The organism is Pseudomonas morbosilactucae, assembly GCF_023241715.1.
Taxonomy (GTDB): Bacteria; Pseudomonadota; Gammaproteobacteria; order Pseudomonadales; family Pseudomonadaceae; genus Aquipseudomonas; species Aquipseudomonas morbosilactucae.
In genome coordinates, this window is sequence record NZ_JALQCW010000121.1 from 1 (window position 1) to 20,899 (window position 20,899).

General features: G+C 60.9%; 18 protein-coding genes, 4 tRNA genes and 2 pseudogenes. 5 read left to right on the top strand and 19 right to left on the bottom strand.

Annotated elements, in window-relative coordinates; translation table 11 throughout:
* Positions 1 to 176: 176 nt before the first annotated feature.
* The 7 genes from M1B34_RS32730 to rluD all read right to left on the bottom strand — a co-directional run bounded on the left by M1B34_RS32730 (position 177) and on the right by rluD (position 5,265).
* Positions 177 to 253 (bottom strand) — tRNA-Pro (locus tag M1B34_RS32730).
* A 93-nt stretch (positions 254 to 346) separates the two neighbouring features.
* Positions 347 to 422, bottom strand: a tRNA-Lys gene (locus M1B34_RS32735).
* A 5-nt stretch (positions 423 to 427) separates the two neighbouring features.
* Positions 428 to 504 (bottom strand) — tRNA-Pro (locus tag M1B34_RS32740).
* A gap of 9 nt (positions 505 to 513) precedes the next feature.
* Positions 514 to 589, bottom strand: a tRNA-Asn gene (locus tag M1B34_RS32745).
* 296 nt (positions 590 to 885) lie between these two features.
* On the bottom strand, positions 886 to 3,450 hold the full coding sequence (gene clpB, locus M1B34_RS32750; protein ID WP_268262791.1) for an ATP-dependent chaperone ClpB: 2,565 nt from the start codon (positions 3,448 to 3,450) through the stop codon (positions 886 to 888).
* A 130-nt stretch (positions 3,451 to 3,580) separates the two neighbouring features.
* On the bottom strand, positions 3,581 to 4,306 hold the full coding sequence (gene pgeF, locus M1B34_RS32755) for a peptidoglycan editing factor PgeF (RefSeq protein WP_268267344.1): 726 nt from the start codon (positions 4,304 to 4,306) through the stop codon (positions 3,581 to 3,583).
* Positions 4,303 to 5,265 carry a 23S rRNA pseudouridine(1911/1915/1917) synthase RluD gene (gene rluD, locus M1B34_RS32760; RefSeq protein ID WP_123334911.1) on the bottom strand — a complete coding sequence of 321 codons (963 nt, stop codon included), beginning with the start codon at positions 5,263 to 5,265 and terminating at the stop codon, positions 4,303 to 4,305. Before rluD ends, pgeF begins: the two co-directional genes overlap by 4 nt.
* Positions 5,266 to 5,415: 150 nt before the next feature.
* Here rluD and M1B34_RS32765 point away from each other — a divergent pair, with 150 nt between their 5' ends.
* The 3 genes from M1B34_RS32765 (at position 5,416) to M1B34_RS32775 (ending at position 8,349) form a co-directional block, all read left to right on the top strand.
* Positions 5,416 to 6,435 (top strand): outer membrane protein assembly factor BamD, encoded by a 1,020-nt coding sequence (locus M1B34_RS32765; RefSeq protein ID WP_123334909.1) that lies wholly within the window; start codon positions 5,416 to 5,418, stop codon positions 6,433 to 6,435.
* A gap of 126 nt (positions 6,436 to 6,561) precedes the next feature.
* On the top strand, positions 6,562 to 6,795 hold the full coding sequence (locus tag M1B34_RS32770; RefSeq protein ID WP_123334908.1) for a PP0621 family protein: 234 nt from the start codon (positions 6,562 to 6,564) through the stop codon (positions 6,793 to 6,795).
* Positions 6,796 to 7,011: 216 nt separating this feature from the next.
* Complete coding sequence (locus M1B34_RS32775) at positions 7,012 to 8,349, top strand: sigma-54-dependent transcriptional regulator (RefSeq protein WP_268267345.1); 1,338 nt, start codon at positions 7,012 to 7,014, stop codon at positions 8,347 to 8,349.
* Here M1B34_RS32775 and thiO read toward each other — a convergent pair.
* The 6 genes and pseudogenes from thiO to pilV form a co-directional block, all read right to left on the bottom strand.
* A complete protein-coding gene (gene thiO / locus M1B34_RS32780; protein ID WP_268267346.1) occupies positions 8,346 to 9,446 on the bottom strand; it encodes a glycine oxidase ThiO in 1,101 nt (366 codons plus the stop codon). The genes M1B34_RS32775 and thiO overlap by 4 nt on opposite strands.
* 56 nt (positions 9,447 to 9,502) lie before the next feature.
* A pseudogene (locus M1B34_RS32785) lies at positions 9,503 to 9,903 on the bottom strand (type IV pilin protein).
* An 11-nt stretch (positions 9,904 to 9,914) separates the two neighbouring features.
* Positions 9,915 to 10,283, bottom strand: a complete 369-nt coding sequence (locus M1B34_RS32790) for a hypothetical protein (protein WP_268262797.1) — start codon at positions 10,281 to 10,283, stop codon at positions 9,915 to 9,917.
* The gene (locus M1B34_RS32795; RefSeq protein ID WP_268267347.1) at positions 10,270 to 10,749 is read right to left on the bottom strand and encodes a pilus assembly PilX family protein; all 480 of its coding nucleotides are present in this window, start codon (positions 10,747 to 10,749) and stop codon (positions 10,270 to 10,272) included. Before M1B34_RS32795 ends, M1B34_RS32790 begins: the two co-directional genes overlap by 14 nt.
* A gap of 11 nt (positions 10,750 to 10,760) precedes the next feature.
* Positions 10,761 to 11,465 (bottom strand): PilW family protein, encoded by a 705-nt coding sequence (locus tag M1B34_RS32800; RefSeq protein ID WP_268267348.1) that lies wholly within the window; start codon positions 11,463 to 11,465, stop codon positions 10,761 to 10,763.
* Positions 11,462 to 11,881: a type IV pilus modification protein PilV gene (gene pilV, locus M1B34_RS32805; RefSeq protein WP_268267349.1), complete on the bottom strand. Its 420-nt coding sequence runs from the start codon at positions 11,879 to 11,881 to the stop codon at positions 11,462 to 11,464. The genes M1B34_RS32800 and pilV overlap by 4 nt, the downstream gene beginning before the upstream one ends.
* Before the next feature lie 472 nt (positions 11,882 to 12,353).
* Between pilV and M1B34_RS32810 the strand changes: the two genes are divergently transcribed.
* A complete protein-coding gene (locus M1B34_RS32810; RefSeq protein ID WP_123334894.1) occupies positions 12,354 to 12,878 on the top strand; it encodes a GspH/FimT family protein in 525 nt (174 codons plus the stop codon).
* Here M1B34_RS32810 and ispH read toward each other — a convergent pair whose 3' ends face one another.
* From ispH to murJ, 6 genes and pseudogenes are all read right to left on the bottom strand, one after another.
* Positions 12,879 to 13,826, bottom strand: a complete 948-nt coding sequence (ispH, locus tag M1B34_RS32815) for a 4-hydroxy-3-methylbut-2-enyl diphosphate reductase (RefSeq protein ID WP_123334893.1) — start codon at positions 13,824 to 13,826, stop codon at positions 12,879 to 12,881.
* 103 nt (positions 13,827 to 13,929) lie between these two features.
* Entirely contained in the window at positions 13,930 to 14,367 is a 438-nt protein-coding gene (fkpB, locus tag M1B34_RS32820; RefSeq protein WP_185039341.1) for an FKBP-type peptidyl-prolyl cis-trans isomerase, read from the bottom strand.
* Between the two features lie 7 nt (positions 14,368 to 14,374).
* Positions 14,375 to 14,887 carry a signal peptidase II gene (gene lspA, locus M1B34_RS32825; RefSeq protein WP_123334889.1) on the bottom strand — a complete coding sequence of 171 codons (513 nt, stop codon included), beginning with the start codon at positions 14,885 to 14,887 and terminating at the stop codon, positions 14,375 to 14,377.
* Positions 14,880 to 17,710, bottom strand: a pseudogene (gene ileS, locus M1B34_RS32830) (isoleucine--tRNA ligase). The gene lspA and the pseudogene ileS overlap by 8 nt, the downstream one beginning before the upstream one ends.
* Before the next feature lie 13 nt (positions 17,711 to 17,723).
* The gene (gene ribF / locus M1B34_RS32835) at positions 17,724 to 18,668 is read right to left on the bottom strand and encodes a bifunctional riboflavin kinase/FAD synthetase (protein WP_185039330.1); all 945 of its coding nucleotides are present in this window, start codon (positions 18,666 to 18,668) and stop codon (positions 17,724 to 17,726) included.
* A gap of 129 nt (positions 18,669 to 18,797) precedes the next feature.
* Positions 18,798 to 20,336 (bottom strand): murein biosynthesis integral membrane protein MurJ, encoded by a 1,539-nt coding sequence (murJ, locus tag M1B34_RS32840; protein WP_268267350.1) that lies wholly within the window; start codon positions 20,334 to 20,336, stop codon positions 18,798 to 18,800.
* Positions 20,337 to 20,587: 251 nt separating this feature from the next.
* Between murJ and rpsT the strand changes: the two genes are divergently transcribed.
* Positions 20,588 to 20,866, top strand: a complete 279-nt coding sequence (gene rpsT, locus M1B34_RS32845) for a 30S ribosomal protein S20 (RefSeq protein ID WP_003215870.1) — start codon at positions 20,588 to 20,590, stop codon at positions 20,864 to 20,866.
* The last annotated feature ends 33 nt before the right edge of the window (positions 20,867 to 20,899 follow it).

Genomic DNA, 20,899 nt, shown 5'->3' on the forward strand with positions numbered 1-20,899 from the left:
CGACCCGCGCCTGAAGCTGCATTGATGGCGTAGGCAGGACGGGCCAGTCCACTCCGGCAGACCTTGCTGGAGCGGGCTGGCCCGCAACCCACATCAATTGATGTGTCGTGACCTGAAACCAGGAAACTTGAGGCAAAAAAAAATCCCCGTATCTTTCGATACGAGGATTTTTAATATGGTCGGGGTAAGGGGATTCGAACTCCTGACATCCTGCTCCCAAAGCAGGCGCGCTACCGGACTGCGCTATACCCCGGTAAAAAAAAGGCACCTTCAAAAGGCGCCTTCTTCGAACAGCGCTTTTGGCCTCTGTTCTTAAGATCTGATTCCAGCGAGCTGGTCTCAAAAATGGTGGGTCGTGTGGGATTCGAACCTACGACCAATTGGTTAAAAGCCAACTGCTCTACCAACTGAGCTAACGACCCAAAAATGGTCGGGGTAAGGGGATTCGAACTCCTGACATCCTGCTCCCAAAGCAGGCGCGCTACCGGACTGCGCTATACCCCGGTTTGAAATTGGCTCCGTGACCAGGACTCGAACCTGGGACCCAATGATTAACAGTCATTTGCTCTACCGACTGAGCTATCACGGAACTACATATTTCAATTTACAACGGTGAAACTTACAGCTCTTAGACTTCGTTCGCATCGCTGCGTTCGTGTGTCTGAGGCGCGCTATTCTACAACCTAGAACACCTCTGTCAACCCCCTAAATTGCTTTCAAGTTAATGATTTGCAACTTATTTCAGATTTCTGCTCAGTGAGCTGAAACCCTTGTGGGTGACTGACTGCGGGGCGCACTTTACAAGCCTTTTCCTTAGACTTCAACAGCCTGGCGAAAAAAAGGCCTCGCAATGCGAGGCCTTGATGACATCAGCCACATGAACCGTCAGTCGAACGTGATCTCATCGTTGACCACAACGCCGGTTGCGGTTTCTCCCGGCATGAAACGACCCGAGAGGATCAGTTGCGCCAACGGGTTTTCGATCCAACGCTGGATTGCCCGTTTTAAAGGACGAGCCCCATACACCGGGTCGTAACCGACGGCGATCAGCTTGTCCATCGCCTCCGTGCTCAGTTCCAGCTTCAGCTCACGCTCGGCCAGACGACTGCGCAGACGTCCCAACTGGATCTCGGTAATGCCCGCGATCTGATCCCGCGCCAGAGGCTCGAAGATCACCACTTCATCGACCCGGTTGATGAATTCCGGACGGAAGTGCGAAGTCAGTGCGTCCATCACGGCTGCGCGTTGCGCCTCACGATCGCCGACCAGTTCCTGGATCTGCACCGAGCCGAGGTTCGAGGTCATGACAATCACAGTATTGCGGAAGTCCACCGTACGCCCGTGGCTGTCGGTCAGGCGACCATCCTCCAGCACTTGCAGCAGGATGTTGAACACGTCCGGGTGCGCCTTCTCGACCTCGTCCAGGAGGATCACCGAGTAAGGCTTGCGCCGTACCGCCTCGGTCAGGTAACCGCCCTCTTCATAGCCCACATATCCCGGTGGCGCGCCGATCAAGCGAGCCACAGAGTGTTTCTCCATGAACTCGGACATATCGATCCGCACCATCGCCTCTTCAGTATCAAAGAGGAATTCGGCCAACGCCTTGCACAGCTCGGTTTTACCCACACCGGTTGGGCCGAGGAACATGAACGAGCCGCTCGGACGATTCGGATCCGACAACCCGGCGCGCGAACGGCGCACCGCGTTGGACACCGCCACGACCGCCTCTTCCTGACCAATCACACGTTGGTGCAACAGGCTTTCCATCTTCATCAGCTTGTCGCGCTCGCCTTCGAGCATTTTCGACACCGGAATACCGGTCCACTTCGAAACGACTTCAGCGATTTCTTCTTCAGTCACCTTGCTGCGCAGCAGCTGGTTCTCACTCTTACCGTGCTGATCAACCATTTGCAGGCTGCGCTCCAGATCCGGGATCACCCCGTACTGCAACTCGGCCATGCGGTTCAGATCGCCTTTGCGACGGGCCGCTTCCAGTTCCTGGCGGGACTGTTCGATTTTTTGCTGGATCTGTGCAGAACCCTGAACCTCGGCTTTTTCCGAATTCCAGATTTCTTCCAGGTCCGAATACTCGCGCTCAAGACGGACAATTTCTTCCTGAAGTTTTTCCAGGCGCTTCATCGCCGCTTCGTCGCTTTCTTTCTTCAGTGCCTGGGATTCCACCTTCAACTGAATCAAGCGCCGCTCCAGACGGTCCAGCACTTCCGGCTTGGAATCGATCTCCATGCGAATACGGCTGGCCGCTTCGTCGATCAGGTCGATGGCCTTGTCCGGCAGTTGCCGGTCAGTGATGTAGCGATGGCTGAGCTTGGCCGCGGCGATGATCGCGCCATCGGTGATTGCCACCTTGTGGTGGACCTCATAGCGCTCTTTCAGGCCCCGCAGGATAGCGATGGTGTCTTCTTCGCTCGGCTCGTCCACCAAGACCTTCTGGAAGCGCCGCTCAAGGGCCGCGTCCTTCTCTATGTATTGGCGGTACTCGTTGAGCGTGGTGGCGCCAACGCAATGCAACTCGCCACGCGCCAACGCGGGCTTGAGCATATTGCCGGCATCCATGGAACCTTCACCCTTACCAGCGCCGACCATGGTGTGCAGTTCGTCGATAAACAGAATGATCTGCCCTTCCTGCTTCGACAGCTCATTGAGCAGGGATTTCAGGCGCTCTTCGAACTCACCGCGGTACTTGGCACCGGCGATCAGCGCCCCCATGTCCAGGGACAACAGGCGCTTGCCTTTCAGGCCGTCCGGCACTTCGCCATTAATGATGCGCTGGGCCAGGCCTTCTGCAATCGCGGTTTTACCCACGCCGGGCTCGCCGATCAGCACCGGGTTGTTCTTGGTCCGGCGCTGCAGGACCTGGATGGTGCGACGGATTTCGTCGTCGCGACCAATCACCGGGTCCAGCTTGCCGTCTTCGGCGCGCTTGGTCAGGTCGACGGTGTACTTGTCCAGGGCCTGGCGCGACTCTTCGACGTTGGCGTCATTCACCGCCTCGCCGCCACGCAGGTTGTTGATGGCGTTTTCCAGGGCTTTTTTGCTCACACCCTGGCCCAGCAGCAACTTGCCGAGCTTGCTGTTTTCGTCCATGGCCGCCAGCAACACCAGTTCGCTGGAGATGAACTGGTCACCTTTCTGTTGGGCCAGGCGATCGGCCTGATTGAGCAGGCGCGCCAGGTCCTGGGACATGTTGACGTCGCCGGTGGGGTTCTGGATTTTTGGCAGTTGGTCGAGTTCTTTGGCCAACTCCTTGCGCAGGCTGTTGACGTCAAAGCCCACTTGCATCAGCAGCGGCTTGATCGAGCCGCCCTGTTGTTCAAGCAATGCCTGCATCAAGTGCGCAGGTTCAATGGCCGGATGATCGAGGCCGACCGCCAGGGATTGAGAATCGGACAATGCCAGCTGTAACTTGCTGGTTAATCGGTCTATACGCATTAGTCACCTTCCTTTTGAGCAGGCCGGAGCGATGGACACACCTAAATAGAGAAACCTGCCAGATGTTTCTGTAGATGCGGTCGATTCTGGGAGTTTCAAGCGTCAGCAGGTTGACGTACGTCAGAACAGTCTAGCTTTGCAGCCAAACCAGGGAGGTAAATCGCCCAGTGCGCGGACTGCGGCGATAAGAGTAGAAACGTGGGTCGGTTACCGTACAAAAACCACCGCCATACACAGCGGTAACACCACAGGCCGCCAGACGCAGGCGCGCCAACTGATAAATGTCGGCCATAAAGCGCCCGGGGTTCTGACTTGGCACAAAGGCTTGGGCGGTTGCCGCCAGTTGCGAGACAAATACCTCCCGCACCTCGGCCCCCACTTCAAAAGCTTGCGGACCAATGGCCGGGCCCAGCCAGACCAATACTTCGGCCGGTGCCACATCCAACGGGTCAAGGGTGGCCTCCAGCACACCGGCTGCCAACCCGCGCCAACCGGCATGGGCAGCGGCAACACGAGTACCGGCACGGTCACAGAATAAGGCGGGCAAACAATCGGCCGTCATCACCGCACAGGCAATGCCGGGTGTGGCGGACCAACTGGCGTCGGCAGTGGCCACCACGCCAGGGTCGGCATGGGCCACAGCCACGCCATGAACCTGCTGCAACCAGGCCGGCGCGATTTTGAAATGTTCGGTCACGCGGCGACGGTTTTCAGCCACGGCGTCAGGGCGATCATCGACATGATCCCCCAGGTTGAGGCTGTCGAACGGCGCCAGGCTGACGCCGCCCCCACGGGTGGTGACACAGGCTTTGACCCCGGCCGGCGCGGGCCAGTCAGGCATCAGCCAGTCACTCATCCGATAAACGCCTCACGGTCCTGCTTGAGCAGGGACAGCAGCCAGACAAAATCGTCGGGCAGCGGGGATTCCCAGCTCATGCGCTCACCGGTGGTCGGGTGATCCAGTTCCAGGAAACGCGCATGCAGCGCCTGACGCGGGAAGTTTTTCAACGACTCGACCATGGTCATGCTGGCCGCAGGCGGGATGCGGAAGCGACCACCGTAGGCCGGATCGCCCACCAGCGGGTAATTGATGTGGGCCATGTGCACACGAATCTGGTGGGTACGCCCGGTTTCTAGCTTGACCCGTACATGGGTGTGGGAACGGAAACGCTCCAGCACACGGTAGTGACTCACCGCCTGCTTGCCGCCTTCCATCACCGCCATGCGCTGGCGCTGCTGGCCGTGACGACCGATCGGCGCATTGATCTTGCCGCCGGCAGTCACGACACCGATCACGATGCATTCATAAATGCGGCTGACACTGCGGCTCTGCAACTGGGTCACCAGTTGGGTCTGCGCCTGAATGGTCTTGGCCACCACCATCAAACCGGTGGTGTCCTTGTCCAGGCGGTGGACGATGCCAGCACGGGGCACATTGATGATGTCGGGAATGTGGTGCAACAAAGCATTGAGCAAGGTGCCATCAGCGTGACCGGCCGCCGGGTGAACCACCAGGCCAGCAGGTTTATTGATGACCAGGATGTCGTCGTCTTCATAGACGATATCCAGCTCGATGTCTTGAGCGATCCATTCGCCCTGAGCTTCCTGCTCGGCGGTCAGCTCAAGAATCGCACCGCCATGAACGATGTCACGCGGCCGAATAACGGCTCCGTCCACAGTCAGGCGGCCGTCTTTGATCCAGGCGGAAAGGCGCGAGCGCGAATGCTCAGCGAATAATTGTGCGGCGACTTGATCGAGGCGTTGGCCGCCCAGTTCGGACGGCACCTCTGCGCGAAGTTCAATTTTATCGGACATGCTCAGACTAGGCGTCGGCACAGCCTTTGGTTTCGGCTGCGCGCTTGTGGTTAAATACGGCGTCTTTTGCCCCGAGGCTTTCAACGGGGCGCTCATCATAACAGGACGGCCCCGCCCAAGACAGCGGCCGTCATAGGGACGCAAGCCGCCATGCAAGTGAAACACCTGCTGCTGATCGCCATCCTCGCACTGACCGCTGCTTGCTCATCGAAGGAAGTCGTTGACGAAAACCTGAGCGAAGTCGAGTTGTACCAGCAGGCGCAGACCGACCTGGACAACCACAGCTATACCAGCGCCACCGCCAAGCTCAAGGCTCTGGAGTCGCGCTATCCGTTCGGTCGCTACGCCGACCAGGCTCAGCTCGAACTGATTTACGCCAACTACAAGAACGCCGAGCCTGAGGCTGCCAAGTCCGCCGCCGAGCGTTTTATCCGCCTGCACCCGCAGCATCCGAACGTCGACTACGCCTACTACCTCAAGGGCCTGACCTCGTTCGACCAGGACGTCGGCCTGCTGGCTCGCTTCCTGCCGCTGGACATGACCAAGCGTGACCCCGGTGCCGCCCGCGACTCCTACAACGAGTTCGCCCAGCTCACCAGCCGCTACCCGAACAGCCGCTACGCCCCCGATGCCAAACAGCGCATGATCTACCTGCGCAACCTGCTGGCCGCCTACGAAATCCACGTGGCTGACTACTACCTGACCCGCCAGGCCTATGTAGCGGCTGCCAACCGTGGTCGTTATGTCGTAGAGAACTTCCAGGAAACCCCTTCGGTCGGTGACGGCCTGGCGGTAATGACTGAGGCGTATCAGCGTCTGCACCTGGACGAGTTGGCCGCCACCAGCCTGGAAACCCTCAAGCTCAACTACCCGAACCACCCAAGCCTGGTGGACGGTCAATTCGTGCCGACGGTGGCCGAGGCCGACAACCGCTCCTGGCTGAGCAAGGCCACCCTGGGCCTGATCGAATCCCGTCCACCGCTGCCGCCGGGAGAAACCCGCGCCAACCAGGACGTGATGAAGCAGTACCAGGACGCCAAGGACTCCATCCCGTCCGAGCTCAAGCCTAAAAACAACGGCGACGCGGTAGAAGAAGAGCAGCATGAAGCCGAAGGCAACAACAGCGACCGCTCGTGGTTCAGCTACATGACCTTCGGTGTGTTCGACTGACACCCAAGCGTTGGCAAAAAGGGAGACGTTAGCGTCTCCCTTTTTCATGCCCGCGTTTTTATTGTCCTGTGCGCGCGTCAGGACCTTGGCTAAACTGCGCCATCCTTTCTCATAAAGCGGGTTGTCATGGTTCGTCTACTGTTCTGGATCATTCTGATCGCCGCGGCGGTGTGGCTCTGGCGCAAGTTCAAACGCCCGAGCGCCAGCGTCAACCCACCCAACGAGCCCCATGCCACTCCGATGGTCCGCTGCGCCCACTGTGGCGTGCACCTGCCCCGCGATCGCGCCCTGGGCTTGCAACAACAGTGGTATTGCAGCCAGGCCCACCTGGAACAAGGTCCCGGCTCACCACCACGCTGAGCGCTGCCGGCCATTCACTGGCCGGCATCCATAACCTCTATCCCTTCCTCAGCACTCCCTCGCCAAATGACCAGGCGCGCAGAACAATTGGCCACACAAAACTCCCGCCCTTGAGTGCCAAACCCAAGGCAGCAGCGCTGTGCGCACCTAAACTTCAAGTCTCGCCAGGAGGGCGAGCACTTCCCCCCGCAGCTTGGCTCACGGATGAACACAGGCATGTACACGGGCTCAGCACCAAAAGTCCTGGTGGTCGATGACGATCCACACGCCCGCGCCAGCCTGGAAATCAGCCTGAGCAGGATGAAGCTCCACAGCCAAGGCGCCCGCAACCTTCACGAAGCCCGTGGCTGGCTGGCCAGGGAACGCTTTGATTTGTGCCTGGCCGACCCGCATCTGCCCGATGGCAGCGCGTTGACCTTGCTGCCCCACCTTCAGCAATGCCAACCCCAAACGCCCCTGGCCCTGATCAGCACGAGCGACCAGCACGACAGCACAACCCGGGCCCTTGAAGCGGGGGCCTTCGAGGTGCTGGGCAAACCGGTCGCACCCGGGCGCCTGCGTGAACTGGTGAACCATGCCCTGGCCGTGCCTTCGCTACCCGCTACGGGCAACCCGCTATTGGGGGAGTCGCCGCCCATGCTCAGGTTGCGTCGACACATCGACAAACTCGCCCGCAGCCTGGCGGCAATCTATATCAGTGGTGAGTCCGGTAGCGGCAAGGAACGGGTAGCACGGCTGATCCATGAACGCGGGCCACGGGCCCGGCGGCCCTTTGTCGCGGTCAACTGTGGGGCAATTCCTTCAGAACTGATGGAAAGCGAGTTTTTCGGCCATCGCAAAGGCAGCTTCAGCGGGGCCATCGATGACCGGCCGGGGCTGTTCCAAGCCGCTCAAGGGGGCACCTTGTTCCTCGACGAGATCGCCGATCTGCCCCTGGCCATGCAGGTAAAGCTGCTGCGGGTGCTGCAGGAAAAGACCGTGCGCAGCATCGGCAACCCGCAGGAAACCCGCCTCGACGTGCGCGTGCTGTGCGCCACTCACAAAACCCTAGAGCGCGAGGTTGCGGCTGGGCGTTTTCGCCAGGACCTCTACTACCGATTGAACGTGATTGAGCTGCGGGTGCCGCCCCTGCGCGAACGGCAGCAAGACATTCCACTGTTGGCGAGTGGCATCCTCCAACGCCTGGCGAAAACCGCTGGCCAGCCACCGATGCCGTTGACCCCGCAGGCCTTGCAAGCCCTGCTGGATTACCCGTTCCCTGGCAATGTGCGAGAGCTTGAGAACATTCTCGAGCGCGCCCACACCCTGTGCGACGCCCCCAGTATCGGCCTCACTGACCTGCACCTGGCCCAGGAACATCGCCCACTGTCGGGGTCGGGCACTTCAGTCCAGGCGGAGCGCATTGATCTGCCCAGCCACCTGCTGGAAGTCGAACGCCAACTGATTGTCCAGGCCCTGCTGGAGAGCCGCTGGAACCGCACGGCAGCGGCTCAGCGACTGGGGCTGTCATTTCGCTCGATGCGCTACCGCATGGAAAAACTCGGCCTGGACTAGATCCGCCCGGAAGGTGCGTAAGGAGCAGGATCAATGATCGGCGCACGCCCCAGCATCAGGTCAGTGAACAATTGGCAGGACGCCGGCGCCAGGACCAAACCGTTGCGGTAGTGCCCACAGTTGAGCCACAGCCCTGCAAAACCCGGGCATTCCCCAATGTAGGGAATGCCTTCAGGCGAGCCCGGGCGCAAGCCCGCCCAGTGCCCGACTACTTGGGCGTCGGCCAGCGCCGGGATCAGTTCCACAGCGGAAGCCTTGAGGCTCTCCAGAGCCGAGGTGGTCGGCGTCTTGTCGAACCCTTCGTGCTCCAGGGTGCTGCCCACCAAGATATGCCCATCACGCCGCGGGATCGCATAACGCCCCTTGGCCAGGACCATGCTCGACAAGAAATCCGAAGCGCACTTGAAGAGAATCATCTGCCCCTTGACCGGCTCTACCGGCAACTCCAGCCCCAGGCTGCCCAGTAGCTCACCGCTCCAGGCGCCTGCCGCCAGCACCACTTGGTCGCCACGAACATCACCGGCGTCGGTGTGCACACCGACAATCCGCTGCCCCTCGCGAATAAAGCCGCTGACCGCGCACTGCTCATGCACCGTCACACCGGGCAGCGCCAGCAGCGCGGCCTTGAGCGACTTCAGCAAACGGGGGTTACGTACATTGGCCACGTTGGCCATGTAGATCGCCCGCTCATAACCACCCCCCAATACCGGGACTGCATCATGGGCCGCGGAGATATCCACAGCGCTCAGGGGGCGCTTTTCCCGCGCGGCCCAGGCCAACGCGTCGGCTTCATCTTCCAGATCCAGCCAGTACAGGCCGGTGGTATGAACTTCAGGATCAACCCCGGTGGCCGCGAACAGACGCTCGGCCAGTTGTGGATAAAAATCCTGGGACCAATGAGCCAGGGCAGTGACCGCCGGACTATAGCGCCATGGGTACAGTGGCGAGACGATACCGCCGCCGGCCCAGGACGACTCCAGGCCCAGGTTCGAACGATCCAGCAGCACCACCTGCTGCCCCGCCGATGCCAGATTGAAGGCCGTCAGCAGACCGATAACCCCACCACCGACAATCACCACTTGCTGTTGCTTAGCCATAGTCCGATCCAATCATTGAAAAGCCAGAAGGTACCCAACACGCCCAGAGACAAGGCTCAACGTCCCCAGCAGTCCTTGGCTGTGACGCCCTCGGCCTGGTTCTCGAGGGAGGTGGCGCCGGCCTGGTTCAGGATGAAACTGCCACATTTATCACCGGCCATGACGGCATCGGGTTTCGGTGCCGCGGTCAGGGTATAGCTCTGATCGTCCAGGGTCGCCGTAATGCTGTAATCGGCATTACCGGTGCTCAGGCCCGGCGCATTGCGATACACCCCGTTCTTGGAATAGAACGCTCCAGGCTCTGCGCCTGTTCGGACAACAGGCCAACGATCGCTGTGCGATTGGGCTTCTTCATGTACTCGGTGATGCTGGGAAGGCTCAAGGTGAGGACCAGCCCGATGATCGCAATCACGATCATGATTTCGATCAGGGTAAAACCTTGGTTGGATCTGCGCATGCCTGACACTCTCATTTACTGTATTTGTCGCCACATGACGCGGTGGCGCCCGGAGCCTGGGCGGGCAGTCCGTCGGCGGGCTCCCTTTCGCGGGAAAGCGGCTCCTCCACATCGGTATGAGGATGACCATGGCTACCCGGTGGCGCGAAGTCGTGCATCTTACCGCTGAACGCCGGTAGCTCGACCAATTTCCCACGGTCGGCGTTCGCACACGGCTCGCCTTGATCACGGCAGGCCGCGCTGAAAACAACAGTACCGGCTGCCTCGGGCAAGGCCGGAACCGGCTGGGAGCGGCCCAGTGCCGGCTGACCGCTCAATACCCCACAAAGCAAGAGCAACAGCTTTGAATAGCGGCTGTGCAGCCCCTCAATACCTGGCATAGATACTCTCCAGCACAGAGCGCGAATGCCCGGCCAGGCCAACCGCCGTAACCCGGTACAGGGTCACGGCAACCGTACTGGGCACCCTGATCACGTTTTGGACCGACCCCAGGTTCTGCACCCCATAAAAACCATTGGCGGTGGCCACCCAGGTCACCCCGGAACCGGCATTGAATCCCGCCGAGACAGCCACTTGGGCTTCCGCCGGCGCCGCACAATCTTCAGTGCTGCTGCAAACCGCCCAGGTACCGGCACCCCGATGCACCGCCCCCTCGCCCACCCGCAGCGCGGCCTCAGCCGCCTGGAACGACTGGTTGCGCAAAGACAGGCTCGCGGCCATTTTTTCCTGCAAGGTAGCGTTGTGCAGAGACGAAAGGCCGATCAAGGTCAGCAACACAAGAAATACCAGGCTGAACACCAGCGCCATCCCCCGCTCAGCTTCAGGCGCAGACCACACAGCCGGCATCGCGCCCGTCATCACGGCAACCTGTTGCGCAGGGCTGCCACGGCGCTGAAGGTCTGGCTGCGCACCCGTTGCTGTGGGTCTGCCAGGGTCAGGCTCAGTCGCACGCTGCGAATGCGCGCAGGGTCGCCGGGGCGGGAGCTGTAATGGGAGACCGCACTGTCGCTCGCCGAACCGGCCAGGCCAAAGCTCACGTCGAAGGCTTCCACATTGTCTGCCAGCACCGATTGGCCGCTGTCCGTGCCCATCCACAGTTGCTGGTTCCTGAGACGGTATGACCACCGACGCAGGGCCAAGGCCTGGTACCCCGCGGGGGCACTGTGGGTACCGGAGTAGGCGATTGCACTGCTGCGGCAATCGGTAATCAGGGTCCAGGTCGGCGTGCCGCCATCGCTGCCAGTGTCGGCGCTGATCAGGCTCAGCCGCTGATTCGCGCTGTCCCAACGAATAGGAGCCGCTCGCTGGGCACTGAACGTACCATCCAGGCTGGCATCGGTGATCGACCTCAGGCAGCCGAACAGGCCGACCATACGGATCTCCTGGAGCATCTTGCTCAAGATAAAACGCCCATCCTCCTGCAAGTTGGCCGCAGCATTCTGACTGAGGTAAGTGCGCTTGGCCGCGATAAACACCTGGGTCACCGCCAGTACCAGCACTAGGCTCAGCGCCAAGGCCAACAAGGCTTCAATCAAACCAAAGCCCAAGGCGCGCCGGTTCATTGCGACCCTCCCCGGTCAACCACCACCCGACTGCCGATCCGCAGATTCCGCGCGCTGTCCCCTTGCCCACCCGCCCGCGAGTCATCCCAGGTAATGCTCACGGCGACCGGCCCTCCCCCGACACTGATGCCCCCCTTGGCCGTGGGCCCGCCGAAGTGCTCGACACTGCGGGTAAAGTCACTCAGATCCCGGTCCCGGAGCGGGCTCACGTTAGAGTCGGCCGTGGCATTGGCGCGAATCCTGTCCAGCATGCCGTAGGCGATAAAACTCGCCTGGCTGCTCATCAAGGCGCTATCGGTGTACTTCAGTGCCTTGAGCTGCATCCCGGCAGCGCCCAATAGGCCGAGCCCCAGGATCAGCAACGCCACCAACACCTCGATCAGGGTCATGCCGCCCTGCACACGCCGACCGCCCATACACTGCCCCCAAAACCGTCCGTTGTTTGAGGCAGACCTTGACGGCCCGACACCACGCCCCTGCATCCGCGAAACGAACCGCTGCCGGCCTGCCGATGCCCTTGAAATGCATCGCCTTGAAGCCATCAGGGTAGCGGCAAGAACAGTAGGCGGTGGGCAGGTGGAACAACCCGCAATACATTCGACACAGTGCCATTAGCGACACCTCAGAACACCGCTAACTGACATTGCAACCGGCGCGGCCACGCGAAAACCAGGGGGTCGCCCGGCCCGGCGGCGACATCCAGAGCACCCACCCCTTAAGCCATGGCGACCGGGTGAAATGCCTTGTATGCAAGTCCATGACCCGCCCGGCGACGGAGTTCGGCTATAACGGGCTTGGCCTTCGAACCCTCGCCGGCCAACTGTTCGGGTTTCAACCAAGGGCCGTGCATGGAGCGCCGGCCCACTCGCCTTCAAGGAGGAACGCGACATGAAACAGAAGGGATTCAGTCTGCTGGAGATACTCACCACCCTGACGTTACTGGGCGTGCTGTTGCAGTTTTTCACCGGCTCATTCAGCCAGTCGATCCTGGCCAACCGCAGCCAGGAAGCGGCTCAGCGACTCGCCAGTGGCCTGCGCAATGCCCGCACCGCAGCCATCCTGCACAACCGCACCACCGTCATTCATGCCTTGGAGCAGGATTGGAGCCGCGGCTGGCGGATCATTCTGGACCTCAGCGGCAAAGGCGCGGACGACCACGACAACCCGGTGCTGATCGAGCGCCAGGGCGGTGAGGCGGTGGTGATTGTGGGCAATCGCCCGGTACAGGACTTTGTGCGTTTCAGCGCCCTGGGCCATCCGCTGCTGCCCAGCGGCGCCTTTCAAGCCGGAACCCTGCATATCTGCGCCAGGGATGGCGAGACCAGCCAGCACCAAGTGGTGCTGTCACGCAGTGGCCGAGTGAGCCTGCGCGGCAACGTCGCCGAGCAGGCCCTGTGCGCACGACCAGCTTGATCAGAGCAGGGAGCGCACGCGCAGCTCTTTGGGCATGGAGAAGGTGATGTTTTCTTCACGACCGGCCAGTTCGTCGGCGCCAGTGGCACCCCAGGCCTGCAACTGCTGGATCACCCCACGCACCAGGACTTCCGGAGCCGAGGCGCCAGCAGTGATGCCGATACGCTCGACACCGTCGAACCAGCTGCGCTGCATGTCTTCAGCACCGTCGATCAGGTAGGCCGGTGTGGCCATGCGCTCGGCCAGCTCACGTAGGCGATTGGAGTTGGAACTGTTGGGGCTGCCCACCACCAGCACCACGTCGCATTCATCAGCCAGTTGCTTGACCGCGTCCTGGCGATTTTGCGTCGCGTAGCAAATGTCGTCCTTGCGCGGCCCGCCAATCGCGGGGAAACGCGTGCGCAAGGCATCGATTACGCGGCTGGTGTCATCCATGGACAAGGTAGTCTGGGTTACGAAGGCGAGCTTGTCAGGGTTGTGTACCTGCAGTTCGGCTACATCCTTCTCGTCTTCCACCAGGTAGATGGCGCCGCCATTGCTGGCGTCGTACTGGCCCATGGTGCCTTCGACTTCCGGGTGCCCCGCATGGCCGATGAGGATGCATTCACGACCGTCGCGGCTGTAGCGCGCCACTTCGATATGCACCTTGGTCACCAGCGGACAGGTGGCATCGAAGACTTTCAGGCCACGACCGGCGGCCTCGCTGCGCACGGCCTGGGAAACCCCGTGGGCACTGAAAATCACAATGACGTCGTCCGGCACCTGATCCAGCTCTTCGACAAAGATCGCGCCACGGCTGCGCAGGTCTTCGACGACAAATTTGTTGTGCACCACTTCATGCCGCACATAGATCGGTGGCCCGAAGACCTCCAGGGCACGATTGACGATTTCGATCGCCCGGTCCACACCGGCGCAGAAGCCACGGGGGTTGGCGAGTTTGATTTGCATGCTGTGCCTCGTGTCTTGCGCGCAAGAAGTTAGATCGTTGTAGACAGCGGATCGCCGGTAAGCCAGCTCCTACAGAATAGAAGACGGTATCCCGGCGATGCTGTTAAAGCGCTTTGACGCCGATGATTTCCACGTCGAAGGTCAAGGTCTTGCCTGCCAGCGGGTGGTTGAAGTCGATGGTCACTTCAGTCTCATCGAAGGCTTTGACCACACCCGGCAATTCAGTGTTCGCCGCATCGTTGAAGATCACCAGCAAACCTTCAGACAGCTCCATGTCCTGGAACTGGGAACGCGGGATGATCTGCACGTTCTGCGGGTTGGGCTGGCCAAAGGCGTTTTCCGGCTCGATGGTCAGGTTGCGCTTGTCACCGGCCTTGAAGCCAAAGAGCGCGGCCTCGAAACCCGGCAGCAGATTGCCGTCGCCGACCTTGAAGGTCGCCGGGGCTTTGTCGAACGTGCTGTCGACCGTGTCGCCGTTCTCCAGGCGCAATGCGAAGTGCAAAGTGACTTCCGTGTTCTGACCGATGCGTTGCTCAGCCAATACCTGTTCAGTCATGAACGGTCTCTCCGGTTTTCTTGCTCTTGAACATATCCAGGGCCAGCATCACCGCGCCCACGCTGATCGCGCTGTCGGCAAAGTTGAATGCCGGGAAGTACCAGCGGTTCTGCCAGTGCACCAGGATGAAATCGATCACATGGCCCAGGGCAATGCGGTCATACAGATTGCCCAGCGCACCGCCCAGCACCAGGGCCAGGGCGACTGCGAGCCAGGTTTCATTGCGCCCGAGGCGTTTGAGCCAGACCACCAGCACCACGCTGACCACCACCGCGATCAGCGCGAACAGCCAGCGCTGCCAGCCGGAGCTGTCAGCCAGGAAGCTGAAAGCAGCGCCGGTGTTGTAGGCCAGGGTCCAACTGAAGTAATCCGGGATCACCACAATCTGTTGGTACATCGACAGCGAGCTTTCGAAGTGCAGCTTGCTGACCTGGTCAATGACCAGGACCAGCACGCTCAACCACAACCAGCCCAGGCGGCCGAAACGGCCAGCGGCATTAGGCATAGTGACGAACCTCGCCTTCGCCGCTGATGTTGTCCACACAGCGACCGCAGATTTCCGGGTGCTCTGGGTGCACGCCGACATCTTCACGGCAGTGCCAGCAACGGGCGCACTTGGCGAAGCTCGACTTGACCACTTTCAGCTTCAGGCCGCTGACTTCGGTGGCCACAGCGTCTGCCGGGGCCTGGGCGAATGGCGCCAGGCTCGCGGTAGAGGTGATCAACACAAAGCGCAGCTCGTTGCTCAGCTTGGCCAGGTCGGCGGTCAGGCCTTCTTCGGCAAACAGGGTGACTTCGGCTTGCAGGTTGCCACCGACGGCCTTGGCCGCACGCTGAACTTCCAGCTCCTTGTTCACCGCTACCTTGACGGCCATCACGCCTTCCCAGTACTCGCGGCCCAGCTCGAAGTCGGCCGGCAGTTCGGTCAGGCCTTCGTACCAAGTGTTGAGCATCACCGATTCGTTGCGCTCGCCCGGCAGGTATTCCCACAGCTCGTCGGCGGTGAAGGCCAGGATCGGGGCGATCCAGCGCACCAGCGCTTCAGAGATGTGGTACAGCGCGGTCTGCGCCGAACGACGTGCCTTGCTGTTGGCGCCGGTGGTGTACTGGCGGTCTTTGATGATGTCGAGGTAGAAACCACCCAACTCCTGCACGCAGAAGTTGTGGATCTTCGAGTAGACGTTCCAGAAGCGGTATTCGCCGTAGTGCTCCTGCAACTCGCGCTGCAGCAACAGGGTACGGTCCACGGCCCAACGGTCCAGGGCGAGCATGTCCTCGGCCGGCAGGATGTCAGTGGCCGGGTTGAAGCCGGTCAGGTTGGAAAGCAGGAAACGCGCGGTGTTACGAATACGTCGATAGGCGTCGGCGCTGCGCTGCAGGATCTGCTCGGAGACTGCCATCTCGCCGGAGTAGTCGGTGGAGGCCACCCACAGACGCATGATGTCGGCGCCCAGGGTGTCGTTGACTTTCTGCGGTGCGATCACGTTGCCCAAGGACTTGGACATCTTGCGGCCGGACTCATCGACGGTGAAGCCGTGGGTCAGCAGCTCGCGGTACGGCGCATGGTTATCGATGGCGCAGCCGGTCAGCAGCGACGAATGGAACCAGCCGCGGTGCTGGTCCGAACCTTCCAGGTACAGGTCGGCACGCGGGCCGCTCTCATGGCCCATCGGGTGGGAGCCACGCAGGACGTGCCAGTGGGTGGTACCCGAGTCGAACCACACGTCCAGGGTGTCGCTGATCTTGTCGTACAGCGGCGCCTCGTCACCGAGCAACTCGGCGGCATCCATCTTGAACCAGGCTTCGATGCCTTCGGCTTCGACACGCTGGGCGACGATTTCCATCAGTTCAACGGTACGCGGGTGCAGCTCACCGCTTTCCTTGTTGAGGAAGAATGGGATCGGCACGCCCCAGTTACGCTGGCGGGAGATGCACCAGTCCGGACGGTTGGCGATCATCGAGTGCAGGCGCGCCTGGCCCCAGGCCGGAACGAACTGGGTGTCTTCGATGGCTTTGATTGCACGCTGACGCAGGGTGTCGCCCGCAGCAGGCTCTTTGTCCATGCCGATAAACCACTGCGCCGTGGCGCGGTAGATCAGCGGGGTCTTGTGGCGCCAGCAGTGCATGTAACTGTGTTCGATGGTTTCGGTGTGCATCAGCGCACGACTTCCGACAGCTTCTCGACGATCGCCGGGTTGGCCTTCCAGATGAACTGGCCGCCGAAGAACTCCAGGGCAGGCGCATACACGCCGTTGCTCTGCACCGGGTTGAGGATGTCGTCGTTGACCATGCCGTAGGCTTTGCAGGTCACGAAGTCGTCCACGCCGTAGGCCGGGGCGGAGTGAACCACACCGGTACCGGCGCCCAGTTCAACGTAATCGGCCAGGTAGACCGGCGACAGGCGATCGTAGAACGGGTGACGGAAGTTGATCAGCTCCAGCGCCTTGCCGGTGGTGGTGGCGATCACCGAGCCTTCCAGCGCGTAGCGTACCAGGCACGACTCGACCAACTCTTCGGCCAGAACCAGCAGTTTGTCGCCGACATCCACCAGGGCGTAGTTGAATTCCGGGTGAACGTTCAGCGCCTGGTTGGCGGGGATGGTCCACGGGGTGGTGGTCCAGATCACGATGGCGGCCGGCTTGCTCAGGGACGGCAGGCCAAAGGCTTCGGCCAGGCGCGCGTCGTCGGCAATCGGGAAAGCCACGTCGATGGTCGCGGACTTCTTGTTTTCGTACTCGACTTCCGCCTCGGCCAGGGCCGAACCGCAGTCGAAGCACCAGTTCACGGGCTTGAGACCCTTGAACACGAAGCCACCCTTGACGATTTCAGCCAAGGCACGGATTTCGCCCGCCTCGTTCTTGAAATCCATGGTCTTGTACGGGTTGGCCCAGTCGCCCAGCACGCCCAGGCGGATGAACTCGGACTTCTGGCCTTCGATCTGCTCGGTGGCGTAGGCGCGGCACAGCTCACGCGTCTTGTCCGCGCCCAGGTTCTTGCCGTGGGTCACTTCGACTTTGTGCTCGATCGGCAAGCCGTGGCAGTCCCAACCCGGAACATAAGGCGCGTCAAAACCCGACAGGGTCTTGGAGCGGATGATCATGTCCTTGAGAATCTTGTTCAGCGCATGACCGATGTGAATCGTGCCGTTGGCGTAGGGAGGGCCGTCGTGCAGGACGAACTTCGGACGATCCTTGCCAATCTCGCGCAACTTACCGTACAGGCCAATGCTGTCCCAGCGCTGCAGAATCTGCGGTTCGCGCTGAGGCAGGCCGGCCTTCATTGGGAAGGCGGTGTCCGGAAGGTTTAGCGTGGCTTTATAGTCGGTCATTTAAGGCTCTTCATTAGCGATTGGCGCTATGGATACGTGCCACTTGGGCACGGGCGGCGGCAACATCCGCATTGATCGCCGTCTTCAGCGCCTCCAGAGAGGCAAAACGCTGCTCTTCACGCAGCTTATGGTGGAAAACCACCGTCAAACGCCGGTCATACAGATCGCCGGCAAAATCTAAAAGGTGCACTTCCAGGTGGGCTTTGCCGTCACCTACAACCGTTGGCCGCACGCCGATGTTGGCGACCCCCGGCCAAGGCTGGCCGTCGATCTCCACACTCACCAGGTACACCCCGGAAAGCGGTACGCGACGACGCTTGAGTTGCACGTTGGCCGTTGGCGTGCCCAGTTGGCGCGCCAACTTCTGACCGTGCAAGACCCGCCCCGCAATGCGGTACGGACGGCCCAGCAGACGCTCGGCCAAGGCAAAATCGGCAGCGGCCAGGGCATTGCGGACCTGGGTGCTGCTGACCCGCAAGCCTTCCAACTCGACAGTCTGCGCCGCTTCAACGGTAAACCCGTGGCGGCTGCCGGCCTGCTGGAGGAATTCGAAATCACCGACCCGGTCGCAGCCGAAACGGAAGTCATCACCTACTTCCAGGTGCTGCACACCCAGGCCGTCCACCAGAATCCGCTCGACGAACTCAGTGGCGCTGAGCTTGCTCAGGCGCTGGTTGAAGGCCAGGCACAGAACCCGATCAACCCCTTCGCGCGCCAGCAACTGCAGCTTGTCACGCAGCCGCGCGAGCCTGGCAGGAGCGGTGTCCGGAGCGAAGAATTCCCGCGGTTGCGGCTCGAAAATCACCACACAGCTGGGCACGCCCAACTCGAGCGCACGTTCACGCAGCCGCCCCAGGATAGCCTGGTGACCACGGTGAACACCGTCAAAGTTGCCAATAGTGGCGACACAGCCCCGATGCTGGGGGCGCAGATTGTGGAGGCCTCGAACCAGCTGCATAACGCGCTTCTTGCTCATAAAGTGGCCGATTATAACCACACCCGGCGGCTGACGACAGGCAACACCGCCACCCAAAGTGATCGAACCGACAAAACTGCGGCCCGGGCCACGCCCGGGGCTAAAAAGGCCTCAGCTCAGCGCCTTGCGATTGAAGTCCCGCAGACGGAACCCCAACAACGCCAGCACGCCGAAATAGGCCACCACACCCGCCACCACCAGCACACCAAGGCGCAGGAAGCGCTGCAGCATGTGCCCCTGATCCCAGGCTGGCATGAAATGCATCAGCCCCAGCAGGACGGCGGACATCACCGTGACCGCCAGCACCAGCTTGAAAGCGAACATCGCCCAACCGGGCTGTGGCTGGAACATCTTCTGCTTGCGCAACTGATAAAACAGCAAGGCGGCATTGATACAGGCACCGCCACTGATGGCGAGGGCCAGGCCCGCATGCTGCAGAGGACCAATAAACACCAGGTTGAGCAACTGAGTGACGACCAGGGTAAAAATCGCGATTTTGACCGGCGTTCGAATGTTCTGCTGGGCATAGAAGCCCGGCGCCAGGACCTTGATCACGATGATGCCCAGCAAACCCACGGCATAGGCCACCAGAGCACGCTGGGTCATCGCCGCGTCAAACGCACTGAACTCGCCATATTGAAACAGCGAGACCGTCAGCGGCTCGGCCAATATCCCTAGGGCCAGGGAGCACGGCAGCACCAGCACAAAGCACAGGCGCAGCCCCCAATCGAGGATGCGCGAATACTCCTGGCGGTCCTGGCTGGCGTAAGTCTTGGCCAGGGTCGGCAGCAGGATCGTACCCAGCGCCACCCCCAATACCCCCGAAGGCAGCTCCATGAGCCGGTCGGCGTAATACATCCAGGACACCGAACCGGCCACCAGGAAGGACGCGAAGATGGTGTTGATGATCAGGGAAATCTGACTGACAGAGACGCCGAGGATCGCCGGCAGCATTTGCTTCATCACCCGCCAGACCCCGGTATCGCGCAGGTTCAGCCGTGGCAGCACCAACATGCCAATTCTCTTCAGGTGCGGCAGCTGGTACAGCAACTGCGCCAGGCCGCCAGCCAGCACCGCCCAACCGAGCGCCATGACCGGCGGATCGAAATACGGCGTCAGGAACAGGGCAAAGATGATCATGCTGACGTTGAGCAAGGTCGGCACAAAAGCCGGCACCGAGAACCGGTTCCAGGTGTTGAGGATGGCTCCGGCCAGGGATGACAGGGAGATCAGCAATATATAAGGGAAGGTCACCCGCAGCAGATCGGAAGTCAGGGCGAACTTTTCCGGGGTATTGGCAAAGCCCGGCGCCGTGGCCCAGATGACCCAGGGCGCAGCGATCATGCCCAGCGCCGTCACCAGCGCCAGCACCAGGGTCAACAGACCGGAGACATAGGCAACAAAGGTGCGGGTCGCCTCCTCGCCCTGCTGGTTCTTGTACTCCGCGAGAATCGGCACGAACGCCTGGGAGAAGGCGCCTTCGGCAAAGATCCGACGCAGCAGGTTGGGCAACTTGAAGGCGATGAAGAAGGCGTCAGTGGCCATTCCGGCACCGAAGGTGCGGGCAATGATGGTGTCACGAACAAACCCCAAGACCCGGGAAAGCATGGTGATAGAGCTGACAGCGGCCAACGACTTGAGCAGGTTCATGGAAAGGTTGTTTGCCTGTAGATAAACAGCAGGCGAAAAGGCGCCCACTTATGCGATACTCCGCGCCGCAACAGCACAGAGCCAAAGCTCGCGAGTTTACAGGTCAAGCGCCGGAAATAAATATCCCGCCTCTTCAGATCGACCACTCAGCGGAACGCATCACCCGCCCTTGACAAGACTTCAACTCATCGGCATGATTCGCGGCCTATTTTGTTTGCTATTTCCCAAAAAGTCTTTCGAGGAGCTCGACGGTGGCCAACACACCTTCCGCCAAAAAACGTGCAAAACAGGCTGAGAAGCGTCGCAGCCACAACGCCAGCCTGCGTTCCATGGTTCGTACCTACATCAAGAATGTAGTTAAAGCCATCGACGCAAAAGACGCTGAAAAAGCGCAAGCTGCTTATGTTCTGGCCGTACCTGTTATCGACCGTATGGCCGATAAAGGCATCATCCACAAGAACAAAGCTGCTCGCCATAAAGGTCGTCTGAATGGCCACATCAAGGCTCTGAACCTTGCTGCTGCAGCCTAAGCGACACGCTTGTTAAAAAACCGACCCTAGGGT

Excerpts from the sequence above, each read along its gene's own strand:
- clpB (WP_268262791.1), bottom strand. The coding sequence starts at position 3,450 with ATGCGTATAGACCGATTAACCAGCAAGTTACAGCTGGCATTGTCCGAT.
- pgeF (WP_268267344.1), bottom strand. The coding sequence starts at position 4,306 with ATGAGTGACTGGCTGATGCCTGACTGGCCCGCGCCGGCCGGGGTCAAA.
- rluD (WP_123334911.1), bottom strand. The coding sequence starts at position 5,265 with ATGTCCGATAAAATTGAACTTCGCGCAGAGGTGCCGTCCGAACTGGGC.
- M1B34_RS32765 (WP_123334909.1), top strand. The coding sequence starts at position 5,416 with ATGCAAGTGAAACACCTGCTGCTGATCGCCATCCTCGCACTGACCGCT.
- M1B34_RS32770 (WP_123334908.1), top strand. The coding sequence starts at position 6,562 with ATGGTTCGTCTACTGTTCTGGATCATTCTGATCGCCGCGGCGGTGTGG.
- M1B34_RS32775 (WP_268267345.1), top strand. The coding sequence starts at position 7,012 with ATGTACACGGGCTCAGCACCAAAAGTCCTGGTGGTCGATGACGATCCA.
- thiO (WP_268267346.1), bottom strand. The coding sequence starts at position 9,446 with ATGGCTAAGCAACAGCAAGTGGTGATTGTCGGTGGTGGGGTTATCGGT.
- M1B34_RS32790 (WP_268262797.1), bottom strand. The coding sequence starts at position 10,283 with ATGCCAGGTATTGAGGGGCTGCACAGCCGCTATTCAAAGCTGTTGCTC.
- M1B34_RS32795 (WP_268267347.1), bottom strand. The coding sequence starts at position 10,749 with ATGCCGGCTGTGTGGTCTGCGCCTGAAGCTGAGCGGGGGATGGCGCTG.
- M1B34_RS32800 (WP_268267348.1), bottom strand. The coding sequence starts at position 11,465 with ATGAACCGGCGCGCCTTGGGCTTTGGTTTGATTGAAGCCTTGTTGGCC.
- pilV (WP_268267349.1), bottom strand. The coding sequence starts at position 11,881 with ATGGGCGGTCGGCGTGTGCAGGGCGGCATGACCCTGATCGAGGTGTTG.
- M1B34_RS32810 (WP_123334894.1), top strand. The coding sequence starts at position 12,354 with ATGAAACAGAAGGGATTCAGTCTGCTGGAGATACTCACCACCCTGACG.
- ispH (WP_123334893.1), bottom strand. The coding sequence starts at position 13,826 with ATGCAAATCAAACTCGCCAACCCCCGTGGCTTCTGCGCCGGTGTGGAC.
- lspA (WP_123334889.1), bottom strand. The coding sequence starts at position 14,887 with ATGCCTAATGCCGCTGGCCGTTTCGGCCGCCTGGGCTGGTTGTGGTTG.
- ribF (WP_185039330.1), bottom strand. The coding sequence starts at position 18,668 with ATGCAGCTGGTTCGAGGCCTCCACAATCTGCGCCCCCAGCATCGGGGC.
- murJ (WP_268267350.1), bottom strand. The coding sequence starts at position 20,336 with ATGAACCTGCTCAAGTCGTTGGCCGCTGTCAGCTCTATCACCATGCTT.